This window comes from Solihabitans fulvus, assembly GCF_008386585.1.
GTDB classification, from domain to species: domain Bacteria; phylum Actinomycetota; class Actinomycetes; order Mycobacteriales; family Pseudonocardiaceae; genus Solihabitans; species Solihabitans fulvus.
Genome location: NZ_VUOB01000029.1, coordinates 89,695 through 106,283 on the forward strand (window position 1 = coordinate 89,695; position 16,589 = coordinate 106,283).

Here is a 16,589-nt window from a genome sequence, read left to right on the forward strand (position 1 = left end):
CCGCGAGACGCTTCTCGTCGATGGTAGACGCCGCATGGTCCGTCCGGGAGAGAACCGTCGTTGAGGTCGGGGAGTGAAGCGGAGTTTCGCACGCGTTGTATTCGCGATCTTTGCATTGTTGCTGTCGACGGGGCTGTGCGTTTCCCGATCCACAGTCGCAGTGGCTCAGGTCGCCAACCCGGCCTGGCCATCGCAGTGCCCATTGAAGCTGGCGCTCATGGTGGATCAGTCGACATCCATGACACCGCGCTTCGACGCGGTGCGGGATGCGGCCAGGAACGTGGTGGATGCCCTGCGCGACAAGCACTCCGAAGTCACGCTGATCGGCTTCGGGAGCGGCGCGACCGTGGTCACCCCGTTGGTGGACGTAGCGGACACGAGTGCTCGCGACCGGCTGAAGAACAGCGTCGACGACCTTGGTCCGTTGTCCGGTTGGGACGGTGGAACCAACTGGGAAGCCGCCTTGACGACAGTCCGCAAGATGAGCGTCAACGTGGCGGTGCTGCTGACGGATGGCGAGCCGACCGAGTACGACACTCGGGTGCCGGGTGTCGGTGGGGAAGCCGAGATGCCGCTCGCTGCGGCAGTTGTCGCCGCAGACCAGTTGAAGGCGAGCGGAACCCGGTTGGTCGCAGTGGGCATCGAGCTCGACGCCGGCGCGGCGGACAACCTCGCGAAGATCACCGGCCCCGTGCAGGGACAGGACTACTACCCCAGCGATCTCACCAATCTGCTTCATCAGCTGTACGCGGTCATCGCCAGCGCATGCGGGGTTCCCGTGTCGACGCTGCCCGCCCCGGAACCGCCCTCGTTTCCGTTGGCGAGGACAGTCCTTGGCGCACTTGCCGTCCTGTGCCTCGCCGCGTTGGTCGGGTTCCTCCTGCATCGTCGACGTCGGGTTGCGGTCCCGAAGACGTCGGGACCGACGCCGATTCGGGTCGTCGATCCCACGATCAGCCATGACGATGTGCTGAAGCGACTCGGGATCGGCGACTCCGGCGTCAAGCCGACCGAATCGACGCAGGCAGCTGAGAACGCTGTCGTTGACGACCGGACCACCCCCGATGCGGAGAAACCGGAAACATCGCAGCCGGCACGCCGCTCGATGTCACTCGACTTCCTACGAGAAGACCGCGGTGGGTCAGAGGAGAAGGGTGGTCGGTGACCACTCCCGTCCCCGCAATCCCGGCAGGACAACCAATATCGAAGGATAATGATGACTGAACGTCCCGTTCTCGGCATCGATCTGGGAACGACCTACTCCTGCGTGGCGTCGCTCGACGAAAACCAACGGGTTTCGGTGCTGCCCAACCAGGAGGGTGAGCTGACCACGCCCTCTGTTGTGTTCTTCGAGCAGACCGGCAGTGTCACGGTCGGGAAGTTCGCCAAGAACGAGCTCAAGCGGGAACAGGATCGGGTCGTCGCGCTCATCAAGCGCCACATGGGAGAGGACGGATACACCGTCGAGATCGACGGCAAGGCTATGTACCCCCAACAGATCTCGGCGATCATTCTGCGCCAGGTGGTCGAGGATGCGCTGAGCGATCTCGGCTTGGAGGTGCCGGCGAGCGGGCAGCTCGCGGACGCCGTCATCACCGTGCCAGCCTATTTCGGCGCCGCGGAGCGCCAGGCCACCAGAGATGCGGGCGAGATGGCCGGCCTGAACGTCGTGAACATCATCAACGAGCCGACCGCCGCGGCGATCGCGTACGGCCTCGCCTCGGCGGGTAGCGACCGCACGGTGCTCGTCTACGACCTCGGTGGCGGCACCTTCGACGTCACGATCATTCGTGTGTCGCCGAGCGAGATCCGGGTTGTCGCGACCGGCGGGGACCACCGCCTCGGCGGGGCGGACTGGGACGAGCGGGTGGTCGAGATGATCGCGACGAAATTCCAGGAGCAGCACCCGGATGCCGACGACCCCAGGCTGGACCTGGACGCCGCGGGCTCCATCGAACTGTTCGCTGAAGAGGCCAAGAAGGCGTTGAGCCGTCGCGACAGCTATGTCGACAGCGTGACTGCGGGCAGCCTCCGTGCCAAGATCGAGATCAGTCGCAAGGAACTGGAGGAGTGCACCAGCGACCTGGTGGGCAGAACGCTCGACTTCACCCGTGATGTTCTGCGGCAGGCTCAGGACAAGGGCGTGCAGAAGATCGACGAACTGCTCCTCGTCGGTGGAATGTCGAGAACGCCCGCGGTGAGTCAGCGACTCGCGACGGAGTTCCCCGAACTGCCGGACGCGAAACTGACCGACCCGGACCAGATCGTTGCCAAGGGTGCCGCGCTCTTCGCCGCCAGCAGCGTCGCCGAGACGGATGCCTCCTCCGATGCGCCCGTCGGACGGCGGCTGCCAGGAGCGGTTCCCCTGCCGGCAATCATCGACGTCACGTCCAAGGGCTACGGCATCGAGGTGGTGCGCGAGTCCGGTCGCCCCAAAGCGGGGACCCATCTGGCGTGGTTGATCCGGCCGAACGACGAGGTGCCCGCCACCGTTCGGGACACCTTCAGAACTGTGTCGGACAACCAGGAAACGGTGGAGATCGTCGTGTACGAGTCCACCACCGACGTGCTCACTGAGAACGTGACCGACCACGTGAAGCTCGTCGAAGGCCGGCTGGTCGGGCTGCCGAGCAGGCAATCGGCCGGCCGACCGATCGTGGTGTCCTTTGCGCTCGGCGCCGATGCGATCCTGCGCATCACCGCGCTTGCGGAGAACGGTCGAGAGCTGACCTTGGAGGCGAGGATCAGCGGCCTCGTGCCCGACGAGGTGAAGCGCGCCCCGCTGCCTGCCCTCCAGCGGTGACGGCGTGACAGGATGGGCGTTCGACGAGCCGCGATTCGTCGAGGAAGTGCTCAAGCCTGTGCATGAGGGCTGGCCGCCCGAGCACGATCTGTTCCGGGTCTACCTGCTGCCCATGGACATCAACGATTCCGGAATCGTGCGCACGGCGCTCGCCGAGGTGCAGCGCCAACTGGGCCGCCAGCATTTCCGGGCGTTCCGCCAGGCATGTGACCGCCTGCGCACCCAGCACCCGGCCGCGAGCGAGCTGCTCACGGATTCGAGACGACGCAACGCGCACCGCGCCGAGGTGGCTGCGGAGGCTGGCAGGCTGACCTCCAGCCTGCGTCACCGGCTCAACGGCGCACCAGGACTACCTTCGTCCGAGGTGAACGCGTTGGTGAAAGCCTCGGACGGCGCGCTCACGCGGTCTGCGGTCCGCGCGTCGCTGGCCGCGTCGGGCGCTCGGGAACTCGATCCCATCGAACTGCCGCCCGCGTCCGCACCGAGCCGGTGGCCTCAGCTGCGCAACAACCTGACGCGGCTTCGGTTCTCGTCGTTGTGGGACTATCTGGCTGACACCAAGGAACTAGGCGGTCCGGCGACAACGGGCGCACAGATCGCCACCCGACGAGGCAAGCTTCGTGCGGCTCGTAACGAAGACAGTGTCGCCGAGATAACTGTCCTCAAACTGGTCGAGCTGTGGTTGCCGGAGGACGGCCTGATCACCGTCCTGCGGCACGAACTCATTGGCGCGCTGGGACGCGAGGCAGGATTCGGCTATCCCGAGGTCGAGCGCGCCACGTCCAATGCCACCGACCGCCTAGCGGCACTGCGACTCCCGCAGGATCCGAGGGCGGTCGCCTATGCCGTCTGGTGCACCCGTTGGCACCGTCCTGCTGACCGGATGGCGAACTGGGCCGAGGCATACCAGTCCGCGCTGCTGGACAGACAGCTGCGCGCGGCCCTCGAAGTACTGCGAGGGCAGCCGGAACTCCCCGCCGAATGGCAACGGCAGCGCGACGAACTGGGAGCCAGGCTCGCGGTCCTCGACGACGAGTTGGCGCGGGCCAAGTCCCTGGAACGCACCGACGTCGAAGGCGCGGTGGCGGCATATCACAAGGTTCGCGCCGAGCTGACCGACCCAGCAGTCGACATCGCAGTGGAACGGTGTCGCCCGGCGCCGGTGAGTCGGGTGGACGCGAGGGCAACAAGGAGTCAGATCGTCGTGACGTGGGCGCCGACCTCGTCATCGGCAGGTCGAATCAGCTATCGGGTGGTGCGCCACGGTCCTGACGCGCTCGATGAGGCGACGAGTGTCCTCGCGGACGAGGTCGCCATCTGCATGGTCACCGATCCTGATCCGCCGGGCGGGGTGCCGCTGACCTATGCGGTCTTCAGCCTGCGCGACGGAAATCCGTCCGCCGACGCGACAACGTCCGCTTCGGTGACCGCACTGCCCGGGGTCGACCAGCTGGAGCTGGAGGGGCGACCCGACGCGATTCTCGGGCGGTGGCGCCTGCCCTCCGGCGCAGCCGGTGTCACGGTGTCGCGGACCACGGCCGGCACGTCGGCTGGGGAGGTGATCGTGTCGAAGACACATCGGGGCGGATTCGTCGATCACCAGGTGCGACCCGGGGTGACCTACGACTACAGGGTGCGGGCGGAGTACCGACCGGCCGGCGGGCCGGTGGCTTGGGCCGACCCCGTGCTGGCCTCGGCGACCTGCCAGGAGACTCCGGTCGCGATCACGGACCTGCGAGTTGAGTTCGACGAGGGCGACCTGCTGGCCACGTGGACACCTCCGGCCAGAGGCGAGGTGGAGATCCGTGAACTGCGGCGCGCGGAACCGACTCCGGATCGCGCTGTGGTCCCGGTCTCGACGGCGGGCCGGTACGGGTCGGTGCTGCGGTCGACCGGAGTTCGCAACAGTGGCCAGTTGCGGGGAAGGCCGAGCACGTCCAGCTCACAGTTCGTGCTTCTGCCGATCACGGTTCTCGGCGACCTCGCCGCCATTGGCGTCCCGTGCGAGGTCGACGCGCGTCAGACCTCGGTGCGCGGGCTCCAGCTCGACAGGCTCGGCGCGACTGTTCGGTTGACGTGGGAGTGGCCCGCAGGTGTCGCGGAAGTCCTCGTGGTGTGGCGGGCATCGGGTCCGCCACAGGGACCCGGTGACCCGGCCGCGTCCCGAACAGAGGTGACGAGAGTTTCGTACGACAGTGCCGGAGTCCACCTCTCGGTCGCTGGCGGCGGCGACTACTGGTTCGGTGTCTGCACAGCGTTTCCCGGCGGTGACGGGAAGCAGTATGGGCCGCTCACCTCGGTACGGGAGTCGATGACGGGCGAGGCGCGGTACGAGGTTCGACGAGCGTCGCTGCTCTCCAGGGGCAAACGCGTGCTCACCGTCGACGGCGCCGACGTGTTGCCGGACATGGTGCTGGTAGGCAAGACCGGCACCCGGCCAATGAACCAGGACGACGGCGTGGTGCTGCTCCGACTGTCCTCAGGGCCTGCGCCGGTCAAGGGCCAGTTCGTGCTGCCGGCAGACCTGCGGCGTCCGGTGCACCTGCGGGCCTTCTCCCTTGACGCAGCGGTGGTTCTGGTGCCCACACATCTTGATCAGCTGGTCGTGCCCTGACAGCGTAGCGAGGAGCAGAGCGTTGCCGACAGTCACCTGCCCGTACTGCTGGAGCCGGCAACGGCCCGGCGACCTGAGTCGTCGCTGCGGCGACCGCTGCGGAGACAAGGGCGCGGTGTTCCCTGACAAGGAGCTCAGCGACGGCAAGTGTCCACATGGGCAGTTGCCCCAAGCCCGTCGGGTCTGCCCGCAGTGCGGCCGGGACCTGCTCAGGGAGTACATCGACAGCGGTGGCCGCAACATCGCGGTGATCGGCTCGGCGGACTCGGGCAAGAGCACCTGGGTCGGTGTGTTGGTGCACCAGTTCCTGCACGGCCAGGTCGCCGAGCGCTTCCAGGGTATGTCGTTGGACCTGCTCGGCGAGGCATCCAGGATCCGATACGAGCGGGACTTCGACACGCCGCTGTTCCGCGACAGCCGCACGTTGCGGCAGACGGCCTCCGCCAGGGTCATCGCCCCGGAGCCGCTGATGTTCAGCCTGAGATTTCCCGGCAGGGCGCGGTGGCTGCGCCCCGAACGGGTCGTGCCGGTGGTCACGGTCTTCTACGACACGGCTGGTGAGGATGTCGCCAGGGCGAGCGTGATGGACCAGCTGGTCAGCTACCTGAGTGCGGCCGAGGGGATCGTCCTGCTGCTTGACCCCGTGCAGATGCCGAGGGTGCGCGAGATGATCGGAGCGGATCGGATATCCGGTGCGCGAACGGCGTTCACCGAACAGCTGTTCGTGCTCACCCGGCTCGGCGAGCTGCTTCGTGAGCGAAGCAAGAGCCCGGTGAACAAGCCGCTGACCATCCCGCTGGCCATCGCGCTCACCAAACTTGATCTGTTGCGGGAGACGTTCGCGCCGGAGTCGCCGCTGCGACGGCCCTCCCACCATCTCGGCTACTACGACGAGGACGACGGGCTCGATGTGCATGAGGACGTTCGAGGCTGGTTGAACCAGTGGTACGAGCCGGCATTCGACCGCAGCGTCGCCAATACCTTTGCCGTGCACCGTTATTTCGGCCTGTCCGCGCTCGGAGCCCCGCCCGTTGACGGTAACCGGCTGTCCCCTTCGGGCGTGCACCCCTACCGCGTTGAAGACCCGATGTTGTGGCTGTTGGCCAGATTCGGCGCCATCCGCACGGTGAGGGGAAAGCGATGAGCGGACGAAGCGAGCGGGGCAGTCGACACGGTGCGCCTGGTGTCTCGTCGGCGCCCGGACAGAAGGGAGGCCGCCGATGAGCGTGCGTCAACTCCACTACACGTCCTGCGAGGACGGGCTGGAGGGCATCCAGGGCTTTCAGGTCAGTGCCACGACTCCCGGCCTGTCGAAGTTCTTCGTTGACCTCGCGGTTCGGTCAAGCGCCTACGAGGCGGGGCCCGGACTGGTCGAGCGCTTGGCAGACGATGACCTGAGCACCTTTCCGATCGCGTTCGGCTACACGCCGGCGGAGCGGGCGGCCCTGTTGTTCCAGAGTCGTTACGTCGGGCCCGACTTCACCGGCAGACTGGGCAACTATTTCGCGCATGCCCTCGTGGTCGACGATGTCGACCGCGAGCTTGGTGCGGCGCTGCCCATCGACCTGTGGCGCAGCCAGGTCTGGTCGGGCATCGCGCGAGGTGGCGAGACCGTGCTGCCAGAGCTGGACACGCTGCCGCCCGGCACGGCGGCCGACCCGTCGGCGACGCGGCGGTTCCTCGGCACGTCCGAACAACGCGCGGGCCTGATCCGGCTCGTCAGCACGGTTCAACCACTGCTGGCCACAGGTCGAGGACGGCTCGCCCTTGTCGTGCCGGACGACCAGCACGGTGCGTTGTGGTTGGCCGCGCTCACCCGATCGCTGCCCCGGCACCTCGCCCTTTCGGTCTCGTTCGTGACCTACACTTCTCGGCCCCACGAACAGGAGCTGCTGGTCAGCTGCACCACACCGGACGTGTTCCTGCCGGCCTACGGGGACTACGGAGTGCTCGACCTGTGCGCGCCAGGGCCGGGGGTTGTCGGGCCTGGCGATGGCGGCCGATCGACCAGGTATGCGGCCGCGGTCGCGAAGGTGTGGGAGGCCGGCGCGGTCGACGAGGTCATTCGACAGGCGACGCTGGTGCGGCCCGCGCTCGCCGCCGGAGAGCTGGACCTGTTCGCCACGGCACTGACGCTGACCATGGATCTTGCCGGGACGTCGACGCTGGACGAGCAGGAACTGTTGGCGGGCTTGGCTTTTGCGCAGGATCGGCTGCCCGGATCACTTCGGTCGGGGATGTGGCAGCGGGTCGTGGACATGCTCACGCCGCTAGGAGGGCCACACGACCTGATGCGGTGGTGCGCCGTGCTGCGATCGGCCGTGAACCGCGCGGAGCTGGTGCCCACATCCCTACTCGTCGCGTACTTCGTGGCGGCCATGACTGCCTCGGAGGTCCCGACGTGGCTGCCCAAGCTCGACGAGACCGCACTCGCGGACGTGGCGCATCGCGTCCTCCTTCCCCTGATCGTCAACGGGGACGCGCCGACGCCGGTCGACCGACTCGCCGAGCAGCACGACCTGGTCCGGGCGTTGGTTCGGGCGCTCGATCGGAGGCTGGCGGCCGACGCGACCGAGTCGTACCGACTGGTCGAGCGGATGCGACCGGAGGTCGCTCGGATCCTCCTGACGCACGACCGGACGGCCCCGCGAGTGGCCATGGTCACCGACATCGTCTTTGCCAGGCACGGCCTCACTGATCCCGTGGCGTTCTTGGCGAGTGTCGCCCACAACGGTGCTGTGCGTGGCCACACCGAGTGGCAGAGCCTCGGCAGGGCGTTGTGGCCGGGCCTGCTGTCGACAGCTGACGCTCGCCGCGCGCTGCGTCACCTGCCTCCCGAGGTGCTCGCCGCGGCCGGTGTGCTCGAGCGGTCCGTCGAGCGAATCCTTCAGGACGCCGACGACGGCGAGATGTCGGAGGACGGCATCCTGCTGGCGAAGGAACTGCTCGGGTCGGCGTGTGTCGACTGGATTCCCGCCGGCGGCAGGGCCTCGCTGCAGGCCGTGCACTGGGCGACGCGCTTTCGGCGGGCGGCGCCGCCCGGCATCTCCGAGCGGGACGTGCGCGAGGCGCTCGGTGTCGCAAGCCAGGCCGGCATCGAACTGTCCGACCGGATTCTGGTCGCCATCGCCCTCTTCCTGCTCCGGGTCCGCGATCCACTGATCCACAGCACGCTGCTCGATGTCGCCCTCGATACGGAACCGAGGCGATTCCTCAGCGTGTACTGCGAGGTCGCCCGTGCCGAACTCGCCCGCGCCGCACCAGAAGCGGTGGCAACCGCCGCAGTGGTCTGGGCTGCGCTGCCCAACACCAGGATCCGGCTACGGCTCATCGACGAAACGCTGGCTGAGGCGATGTCCGGGCGGCGCCGACGAGACCTGAACAAGATGGGGGACAGGCTGGAGCCGATCGCCCGACACCTCGGCGCGCGCGCGCCACGTCAGTCCGGTGGCTGGCGCAACTGGTGGCAGGCCTGGCGTCATCTGCACGAGCGGCGGGGCCTGCTGCGTCGCCTCGGCCTCGGCAGGAGGTAGCGCCATGGGCTACCTGATCATACTCGTCGCCGCGCTGGTCGCTGGATGGTTCGTGCTGAGTGCGTCGCTGTACCTGGCCGGCCTGGTGCTGGTGGTCGCCGGTGCCGCCGGCCTCGGTATCGGGATCGTGCAGTTCGCCACCGCGGCCTTCGCCGGGTTCGCGGCCGACGCTCCCATCGCGCACCTGCGTATGGAGCCCCCGACCGAAGGAGAGGGCGAGCGCGATCCCGTCTATCGCAGCTACTACGCGGGCCCGGTCCTGCTAGACCACTGGCGGACCGTCGACCAGAGTGTGCGCCGCATGTGGTCCACGGTGGTCGTGGGTGATGGCGAGAAGGCCTACGGGACGGACCGGCCCAGCTTGGTGAGCCGCGCCTGGAGCGTGCCTGGCCGGTATGGGTCCACCTACTGGAAGCTGCTGGTCTTTCTGCCCGCGCTGGCCGCTGTCGCGGGTCTGGTCGGCGGTGTGGTCGGTGCGATCGCCCTGATGGCGGCGACGTCCGTGGTGTTCGTGACGCTGCTTGGCTGCCTGGTCCTGTCGACGCTGGCCACCGTGGGGGTGGCCTGGTCGATGGAACTGTGCGTGCTGTTCGTGCGAGGCATCACCATCGAGTGTCCACAGTGCAATGTGCGTGCGACGCGGCCCGTCTACCGGTGTCCCGAGTGCCAGGCCACGCACCGGCGTCTCATGCCGGGTCTGGCCGGGGTGTTGCGGCACACCTGCCGTTGCCGCAACATCTTGCCGACCCTGCTGGCTTTCGGGAAGGCGAAGCTGCCGGCCCAGTGCGCGGAGTGCCACACGCAGCTGCCGATCAAGGGGCTGACCGCGCCTACGTTCCACGTGCCGGTCATCGCGGGCCCAGCAGCGGGGAAGTCGGTGTACATGCATACCGCCGTCACTCGCCTCATGGTGCGCGGCGCGGAGAACGGAGAAGGGTTCGAGTTCGCGGACGAGCGTGCGAAAGCAGCGTTCGACCGCAACATCACGCTCGGCGTCAGTGACGATCCCACCAAGATCACGAAGACGACGACCGCCCGGCCAAGGGCGTACAACGTCTATGTGGGCAGGGAGGGCAGTCTTGGGCGACGCCTGCTCTACCTGTACGACCCGGCAGGAGAGACGGCCGAGAGCGTGGACCGGCTGGCCGAGGCGCACTTCCTGCAGTTCACCAAGGGAATCGTGTTCGTCATCGACCCCTTCTCGCTCAGGGCTGTGCGCTCCCTGATCGACCGCGCCGTGCTCAGGCAGGTGAACGCGTCCAACACGGACGCCAAACCCGTGCTGGAGCGGTTCGTGGAATCCTTGCGGGAACGCCTCTCCACCGGTCGATCACCCCGGCTGAACATCGCGGTCGCGGTGGTGCTGACCAAGGCTGACGCACTGCTGGACTCATCCGATGTCGACCACCCCTACGCTGGACTGCCTGCCGCCACAAACTCAGCGCTGCGAGCCGAACGGAACGCCGCGGTGCGCACCTGGTTGAGCAAAGTCGGCGGCCGAAGCGATCTGGTGTCCTCACTGGACAATCACTTCGCTTCGGTGTCCTACTTCGTTGTCAGCTACCAGGACGCCAAGGCAGTGTCAGCTCGGTCTTCTCCGAGCACGCTCGGACAGGTCTCCAATGACGACCCGGCCGCTCCGTTGGTGTGGCTGCTGACCGGAAAGGCCGCGACATGACCGCAGAACCAGCGCCCCGCTCGGTGATCACGGGCCGTCGGGTCGCCATAGTCCTGTTGTCGATCGCCATGACGATCACCATCGTCGCCATACTGCTCCTGATCAACTGGTGGGCGACTCTCCCCATCGTCCCGTAGTCAGCTCTCTCCGGTGAACTTGAGGACGGTCACCTCGGCGAAGCGGAGCGTCTTGTCGGTCGACCGGTAGCCGGGGCGTCGAACCTCGCACACAACGCCGTCCAACGCGGAGTCCTGGGTCGGGCGGGTCCCGGCGGCGCGATGCACGTGGCGGTCGAACGCATTGCCGTGCGGCGGGGCGAACTCGGCGACGCCCTGCCGGTCGAGGACCATGGTCACGTCCTCGACTATCTCACCGCACAACCGCACGAGGTCGGCCGAGTCGGCCTCCGTGACGTCCCGCATGGCGGAACCGCGGCTACGCCAGTCGTCGACGAGCTTGATGAGGTCGCGGATCATCGGTTCGAGCAGCTTCTGCGATTCGTTTCGTCGCAGCCGTTCGTTCTCGGTATGCAGCTTGTCGATAACCTCGTTGAGGAACCGGCTCTGCGTGTGCAGGCCGACGAGTTCGGTGTTGATGTCCTGAAGAATCGAGCCGATGTCGATCCCGGTCTGTCCCGGCTCGGCGGCGTCGGGCATAGGAGGCGTCCCGTCATCGCTCACCTCCTCCATGGCGGCGTCGGGCTCCGGAGTGTCCGGAGTGTCCGAAGTGGATTGTGGAGAACTGGCGGGTTCTGGTTCCACTGATCCCATTCCTCCTGCCGGCGCGAGGTGTCACCGTGGTCGAGCTTAGGGCACCTGAGACCTGGATTCAGCGGAACTGCTTGCGCGTACTGCGGATTCACCCTCGAGTAGGCCGCACGGCAGGGCTCCACGAAAGCTGCTTCGGCCGTTTGAGTGAAGCGATGCAGAAAGGATCGAGCTGCCGCAGGTTGCCCGAGCCTGACGCACCCTCGACGACGTTCGGTGCTGACGCGCTCGACGTGGTATTGCCAGCGAGCCCAGAACAAATGCGGGGAAACTGGGGCTTGATCTCCAAAAGAAATACCCCAGGCCATTGACCTGGGGTTTCTGTGCGCCGCCAGGGACTCGAACCCCGAACCCGCTGATTAAGAGTCAGCTGCTCTACCACTTGAGCTAGCGGCGCTCCGCACGATCTTGCTCCGTGCGACGTGGAGAACATTAGCACGGGGTGCGCGCGGGCTCATAATCGGCTGGTCAGGCGGGGTGTGGTGGGCCGAAGGGGTGAACTTCGGTGGTGACGCTCCGACATCGGGACGCAACGTCGCCGGTCCGCGCGGCGTCCTGTCAGTAGCGGGGTGCCTCGACCGGATAAACCTTGGCTGCGCGGTCCGGCAGGTGCTGCACACTGGCAATAGGCGTTACGGGTGGACGGGGGTTGCTCATGGTGGTCACGGGTGGCAGGACGACACGGCGCGGTCTGCTGGTCGCCGCGGTGGCGATGACCGCTGCGCTCGCTGCGGCCTGTTCGGGTGGCTCGCCCTCGGCTCAGCAGACCTCGGCCAACACGCCGACGACGACCACTCCGCCGCCGAAGCCCGTCACGCTGTCGGTGCTGCCCGCTGACAAGGCGACGGACGTCCCGGCGGGCGAGCCGATCGCCGTGGCCGCCGCGGACGGCAAGATCACCCAGGTCGCGCTCGCGAACGCGGACGGGAAGGCGGTCGCCGGGCAGCTCACGCCGGACGGCCTGCACTGGGGCAACACCGAACCCCTCGGCTACGGCAAGGCCTACACCCTCACGGTCACCGGCCAGGGCACCGACGGCAAGCCGGTCAGCAGGACCTCGACCTTCACCACCGTGACCCCGCGCACGCTCACCGCCCTGTCGATGAACCCCCTCGACGGCGAGACCGTCGGCGTCGGCCAGCCGCTCGCCTTCTACTTCGACGAGAAGATCGCGGACAAGCCCGCCGCCGAGAAGGCCATTCAGGTCACCACCACCCCCAAAGTCGACGGCGCCTTCTACTGGTTCAACGACAAGGAAGTGCACTGGCGCCCCAAGGACTTCTGGGCCACCGGCACGAAGATCACCGTCAAGGCCGCCATCTACGGCAAGAACCTCGGCAACGGCATCTACGGCCAGGAGGACGTCACCTCCTCGGCCACCATCGGCGACGCGGTGATCTCCGAGGCCGACGGCGCCACCCACCAGATGACGGTCAAGGTCAACGGCCAGGTCGTGCGCACCATGCCGATCTCGATGGGCTCGCCGAAGCACCCGTCCAGCGACGGCATCTACGTGGTCACCGAGAAGCGCGACCACATGATCATGGACTCCACCACCTACGGCCTCGCGCTCGACCAGGGCGGCTACAAGACGCCCGTCGACTGGGCGACCCGCATCTCCAACGGCGGCATCTTCGTGCACTCCGCCCCGTGGTCGGTTGGGCAGCAGGGCAACAGCAACGTCAGTCACGGCTGTATCAACGCCTCGCCGGAGAACGCCAAGTGGTACTTCGACCTGGCGAAGAAGGGCGACATCGTGATCGGCACCAACACGGGCGGCCCGCAGCTCGACTCGTGGGACGGCTTCGGCGACTGGCAGGTCCCGTGGGACCAGTGGGTGGCCGGCAACCGCTGACACCCACACGGGTGACCCGTAGGCGAAAGGGGTTATCACCCGCCGCCACGGGGAGTCGAATGACTCCATGACAGACCCGGTGAGCGTGACCTTTCTGCGGGACGTGCAACACGGCGGCGCGCCCGACCAGCCCGCGCAGGTGGCAGCGGCACTGGCCGCGTTCGTCACGGCCGCGACGACCAGCGTCGACGTGGCCATCTACGACTTCCGGTTAACCGCCGCGCTGGCCGGTCCGGTCGTCGCCGCGCTGACGGCCGCCGCCGACCGGGGCCTCGTGGTGCGGGTCGCCTACGACGCCGGCAAGCCGGTCGACGGCACCGTGTCGACCTTCGCCGAGGTCGGCGCCGACCCGGCCCCCGCGGGCACCGCCGACTGGCTGTGGCAGGCGTTCGGCAACACCGGCGTCGAGCTCCAGGCCGTCGTCGCGCCGTCCGGCAAGCTCATGCACGACAAGTACGTCATCCGCGACCGGACGGCGGTGTGGACCGGGTCGACGAACTTCACCGACGATGCCTGGAGCCGCCAGGAGAACAACATCGTCCAGCTCGCGGATCCCGCGCTCGGCGAGGCGTACGGCGTGGACTTCGACGAGCTGTGGGAAACCGGCGGCACCTCGGGCACCGGCAGGGGTGACCTCGGCGACACGGTGGTCGGGGACGCGACGGTCGCGTGGAGCTTCTCGCCGGGCGAGGGCAAGCAGATCGATGCCGACCTGGCCGCGCTCGCCGACGCCGCGACCGAGCGGCTGGTGATCGGCTCGATGGTGCTCACCTCGCACTCGGTGCTCGCGGCGCTCGCCGACGCGGTCGACCGGGGCGTCGCGGTGTCGGGGATCTTCGACGGCGGCCAGATGGGGCCGATCGCGAACCGGTGGACGGATCCGACGGTGCTGGCCAACTGGGCGACCGTCTCCGACCAGCTGGTGTCCAAGCCGTCGACGCCGTACACGCCGACCGGCCCGCACGACTTCATGCACCTCAAGGTGTTGGTGTCGGACAACACCGTGGCCACCGGCAGCTTCAACTTCTCGGCCAACGCGACGGGCAACGCCGAGAACCAGCTGCGGATCACCTCGGCCGCGATCGCCGACGCCTACGCGGCCTACATCGGTCTGATCGTGGAGACCTACGGCCCCTAGGGGCCCTACAACGGCGCGGTGAAGCGGATGTCGTGCGTCGCCTCAGGGGCGGCGAACGCGAGTAGCCGTGCGCCCTCCGTTGTCAGCGCCGACTTGTCCTTTGTGGACAGTGCGGCGAATGGCTCGACGACCAGGGTCGCGCTGGCACCCTCGCGGAGGATCTTCCACCTGCCTCGGACGAAACCGTCGACGAGGATCGCCGCGCGAATGATGCCGTTGACGGTGAACAGCTTGGGCCGGTGCTCCTCGGCCAGGATCCTGGTGCGGTCGGCGTAGGACAGCAGCATGTTGTCGAACTCGGACAGGAACCGCACGGGGGCAGGGGTTTCCGGGTCGGGCCTCGGGGCGTCGGGCAGGTCGAACAGCTCGGCGCCGTGCTCGTCGCGGAAGACCCGCAGCTGAGGCCGGAGCCGGTCGACGACCGCGCGCAGCCGGGTCAGGCCGGACCAGACCTGCACGTCCCTGACGGTGGCGGGCCCGAACGCGGCCAGGTAGCGCAGCACCATCGACTCGACGCCGGGCTCCTGGTCGAGCGGCCGGCCGAGCCAGGACTCCGCGGACGTGTGGGTGGCCTGACCGCCCTCGCCCCAGATGCCGCGCGGCGGCACCTGCACGAGCGGCACGCGGGTCCGGACGGCCTGGGCGAGCGCCGAGGGATCGCGGTCCGGCCACCTCGGCCCGAGCAGCTCGCCGAGCTCGCCGAAGGTGCGGGGCTGCTCCTCGACCAGCGTGCGGCCCTCGGCCGCGACGGCGGCCAGGTCGAGCCCGGTCGTCTGGCGGCCGTAGGAGGCGGTGAAACCGCGGTCCAGCATGGGTTGCAGGACCGGCCGCAGCGCGCGGCAGTCGCCGGCGCTGACCAGGTGGATGGTGCCGCGCATCAGCACGATCCGCACCACCTCGCGGTTGCGCAGCAGGTCGGCCAGCTCCCGCTGGTCGAAGTCCACCAACCGGCTCCACAGGGCGAAGTACGGAGGGTTCGGCGCCTGCGACTGGAGGCCGGCCAGCCGCTCGACGGCCGCCAGCGCGGGCAGCTCCCAGCGCCGCAGCAGCAGCTGCCGGTCGAGCAGGGCGCGGTTGAGCGCGCGCCGGTCGAGGACGTCACCCGTAGAACTCATGACGCAGACCCTAGATCCCGACGAGGTCAGCTCCTGTCCGCAATGGCTGGAACACTGGTCACCATGTTGGAGACCTCGGCTCGGTTGCTTCGGCTGTTGTCGCTGTTGCAGACGCGGCGGGACTGGTCGGGAGCGGACCTGGCTGCCCGGATGGACGTCGGCGTCCGCACCGTCCGCCGCGACGTGGACAAGCTGCGCAGCCTCGGCTATCCCGTCAACGCGACGCCCGGCGCGATGGGCGGCTACCGGCTCGGCGCCGGCGCGGAGCTGCCGCCGCTGCTGCTCGACGACGAGGAGGCCGTCGCGGTCGCGATCGGGTTGCGCACGGCCGCGGTCGGCTCGGTCAGCGGCATCGAGGAGACCTCGTTGCGCGCGCTGGCCAAGCTGGAACAGGTGCTGCCGTCGCGGCTGCGGCACCGGGTGAACGCGTTGCAGTCGGTGGTCGTCCCGCTGACGGGCGGCGGTGTCCAGGTCGATCCGGCGATCCTCACGGCCATCGGCGGCGCGTGCCGGGACCATGAGGTGTTGCGGTTCGACTACCGCAGCCACGACGGCACGCAGGGCCGCCGCGTCGTCGAGCCGCATCGCCTGGTGCACACCGGCCGCCGCTGGTACCTCGTCGCCTGGGACACCGAGCGCGCGGACTGGCGGACCTTCCGGGTCGACCGGATCGAGCCGAAAACCCCGACAGGGCCCCGTTTCACGCCGAGGGAGTCGCCGGACGGGAACGTCGCGGCCTACGTCTCGCGGCGGCTGTCCAGCGCACAGTGGCGCTACCAGGCCAAGTTCGTCATGCACGCCTCCGCCGACGAGCTGGCCGAGAAGGTGACGCCGAGCTCCGGCATGGTCGAGGCCATCGACGAGAACTCCTGCCACCTGTACGCCGGCGGGAACGTGCTGGAGGCGCTGGCCGTGTACGTCGCGCTGATCGGCGTCGACTTCGAGGTGCTCGAACCGCCGGAGTTGGTCGAGCACGTGCGAGCCCTGGCCGCCAGGCTCGGCCGCGCCGCGCGCTAGGCGCGCCACGGCACGGCTTGAGGCGTGCCGTGGCGCGGTTTCGGCGGGCGTCGCGGGGCGGGAGCAGGC

The 16,589-nt window shown here is 68.3% G+C and carries 12 protein-coding genes and 1 tRNA gene; 10 read left to right on the plus strand and 3 right to left on the minus strand.

Annotated elements, in window-relative coordinates:
* Window positions 1-73: 73 nt before the first annotated feature.
* The 7 genes from F0L68_RS17715 to F0L68_RS42425 all read left to right on the plus strand — a co-directional run bounded on the left by F0L68_RS17715 (window position 74) and on the right by F0L68_RS42425 (window position 10,765).
* Window positions 74-1,165 (plus strand): vWA domain-containing protein, encoded by a 1,092-nt coding sequence (locus F0L68_RS17715; protein WP_149850693.1) that lies wholly within the window; start codon window positions 74-76, stop codon window positions 1,163-1,165.
* A 51-nt stretch (window positions 1,166-1,216) separates the two neighbouring features.
* On the plus strand, window positions 1,217-2,803 hold the full coding sequence (locus tag F0L68_RS17720; RefSeq protein ID WP_188316638.1) for an Hsp70 family protein: 1,587 nt from the start codon (window positions 1,217-1,219) through the stop codon (window positions 2,801-2,803).
* 4 nt (window positions 2,804-2,807) lie between these two features.
* Window positions 2,808-5,417 (plus strand): SaeA-related protein, encoded by a 2,610-nt coding sequence (locus F0L68_RS17725; protein ID WP_149850695.1) that lies wholly within the window; start codon window positions 2,808-2,810, stop codon window positions 5,415-5,417.
* Between the two features lie 22 nt (window positions 5,418-5,439).
* Window positions 5,440-6,561, plus strand: coding sequence for a TRAFAC clade GTPase domain-containing protein (locus F0L68_RS17730; protein WP_149850696.1), 1,122 nt, complete (start codon window positions 5,440-5,442; stop codon window positions 6,559-6,561).
* Between the two features lie 76 nt (window positions 6,562-6,637).
* The gene (locus tag F0L68_RS17735) at window positions 6,638-8,950 is read left to right on the plus strand and encodes a GTPase-associated protein 1-related protein (RefSeq protein WP_149850697.1); all 2,313 of its coding nucleotides are present in this window, start codon (window positions 6,638-6,640) and stop codon (window positions 8,948-8,950) included.
* A gap of 4 nt (window positions 8,951-8,954) precedes the next feature.
* Window positions 8,955-10,628, plus strand: a complete 1,674-nt coding sequence (locus F0L68_RS17740; RefSeq protein ID WP_149850698.1) for a TRAFAC clade GTPase domain-containing protein — start codon at window positions 8,955-8,957, stop codon at window positions 10,626-10,628.
* Window positions 10,625-10,765 carry a hypothetical protein gene (locus F0L68_RS42425; RefSeq protein WP_188316639.1) on the plus strand — a complete coding sequence of 47 codons (141 nt, stop codon included), beginning with the start codon at window positions 10,625-10,627 and terminating at the stop codon, window positions 10,763-10,765. The genes F0L68_RS17740 and F0L68_RS42425 overlap by 4 nt, the downstream gene beginning before the upstream one ends.
* On the opposite strand, the gene F0L68_RS17745 is transcribed toward F0L68_RS42425, so the two are convergent.
* Both F0L68_RS17745 and F0L68_RS17750 read right to left on the minus strand, forming a co-directional pair.
* Window positions 10,766-11,308 carry a nucleotide exchange factor GrpE gene (locus F0L68_RS17745; RefSeq protein ID WP_188316640.1) on the minus strand — a complete coding sequence of 181 codons (543 nt, stop codon included), beginning with the start codon at window positions 11,306-11,308 and terminating at the stop codon, window positions 10,766-10,768.
* 411 nt (window positions 11,309-11,719) lie between these two features.
* Window positions 11,720-11,792, minus strand: a tRNA-Lys gene (locus F0L68_RS17750).
* A gap of 258 nt (window positions 11,793-12,050) precedes the next feature.
* Here F0L68_RS17750 and F0L68_RS17755 point away from each other — a divergent pair.
* The gene (locus F0L68_RS17755; protein ID WP_149850700.1) at window positions 12,051-13,250 is read left to right on the plus strand and encodes a L,D-transpeptidase; all 1,200 of its coding nucleotides are present in this window, start codon (window positions 12,051-12,053) and stop codon (window positions 13,248-13,250) included.
* Between the two features lie 67 nt (window positions 13,251-13,317).
* Window positions 13,318-14,388 carry a phospholipase D-like domain-containing protein gene (locus tag F0L68_RS17760; RefSeq protein ID WP_149850701.1) on the plus strand — a complete coding sequence of 357 codons (1,071 nt, stop codon included), beginning with the start codon at window positions 13,318-13,320 and terminating at the stop codon, window positions 14,386-14,388.
* Window positions 14,389-14,393: 5 nt separating this feature from the next.
* Here F0L68_RS17760 and F0L68_RS17765 read toward each other — a convergent pair whose 3' ends face one another.
* On the minus strand, window positions 14,394-15,503 hold the full coding sequence (locus tag F0L68_RS17765) for a winged helix DNA-binding domain-containing protein (RefSeq protein ID WP_149850702.1): 1,110 nt from the start codon (window positions 15,501-15,503) through the stop codon (window positions 14,394-14,396).
* Between the two features lie 63 nt (window positions 15,504-15,566).
* On the opposite strand from F0L68_RS17765, the gene F0L68_RS17770 reads away from it, so the two are divergent.
* Window positions 15,567-16,520 carry a helix-turn-helix transcriptional regulator gene (locus F0L68_RS17770; protein WP_149850760.1) on the plus strand — a complete coding sequence of 318 codons (954 nt, stop codon included), beginning with the start codon at window positions 15,567-15,569 and terminating at the stop codon, window positions 16,518-16,520.
* Window positions 16,521-16,589 lie beyond the last annotated feature (69 nt).

What these genes read in the sequence shown, in the direction of transcription:
- F0L68_RS17720 (WP_188316638.1), top strand. Translation starts at nt 1,217, where the DNA reads ATGACTGAACGTCCCGTTCTCGGCATCGATCTGGGAACGACCTACTCC.
- F0L68_RS17765 (WP_149850702.1), bottom strand. Translation starts at nt 15,503, where the DNA reads ATGAGTTCTACGGGTGACGTCCTCGACCGGCGCGCGCTCAACCGCGCC.
- F0L68_RS17755 (WP_149850700.1), top strand. Translation starts at nt 12,051, where the DNA reads ATGGTGGTCACGGGTGGCAGGACGACACGGCGCGGTCTGCTGGTCGCC.
- F0L68_RS42425 (WP_188316639.1), top strand. Translation starts at nt 10,625, where the DNA reads ATGACCGCAGAACCAGCGCCCCGCTCGGTGATCACGGGCCGTCGGGTC.
- F0L68_RS17760 (WP_149850701.1), top strand. Translation starts at nt 13,318, where the DNA reads ATGACAGACCCGGTGAGCGTGACCTTTCTGCGGGACGTGCAACACGGC.
- F0L68_RS17770 (WP_149850760.1), top strand. Translation starts at nt 15,567, where the DNA reads ATGTTGGAGACCTCGGCTCGGTTGCTTCGGCTGTTGTCGCTGTTGCAG.
- F0L68_RS17740 (WP_149850698.1), top strand. Translation starts at nt 8,955, where the DNA reads ATGGGCTACCTGATCATACTCGTCGCCGCGCTGGTCGCTGGATGGTTC.
- F0L68_RS17735 (WP_149850697.1), top strand. Translation starts at nt 6,638, where the DNA reads ATGAGCGTGCGTCAACTCCACTACACGTCCTGCGAGGACGGGCTGGAG.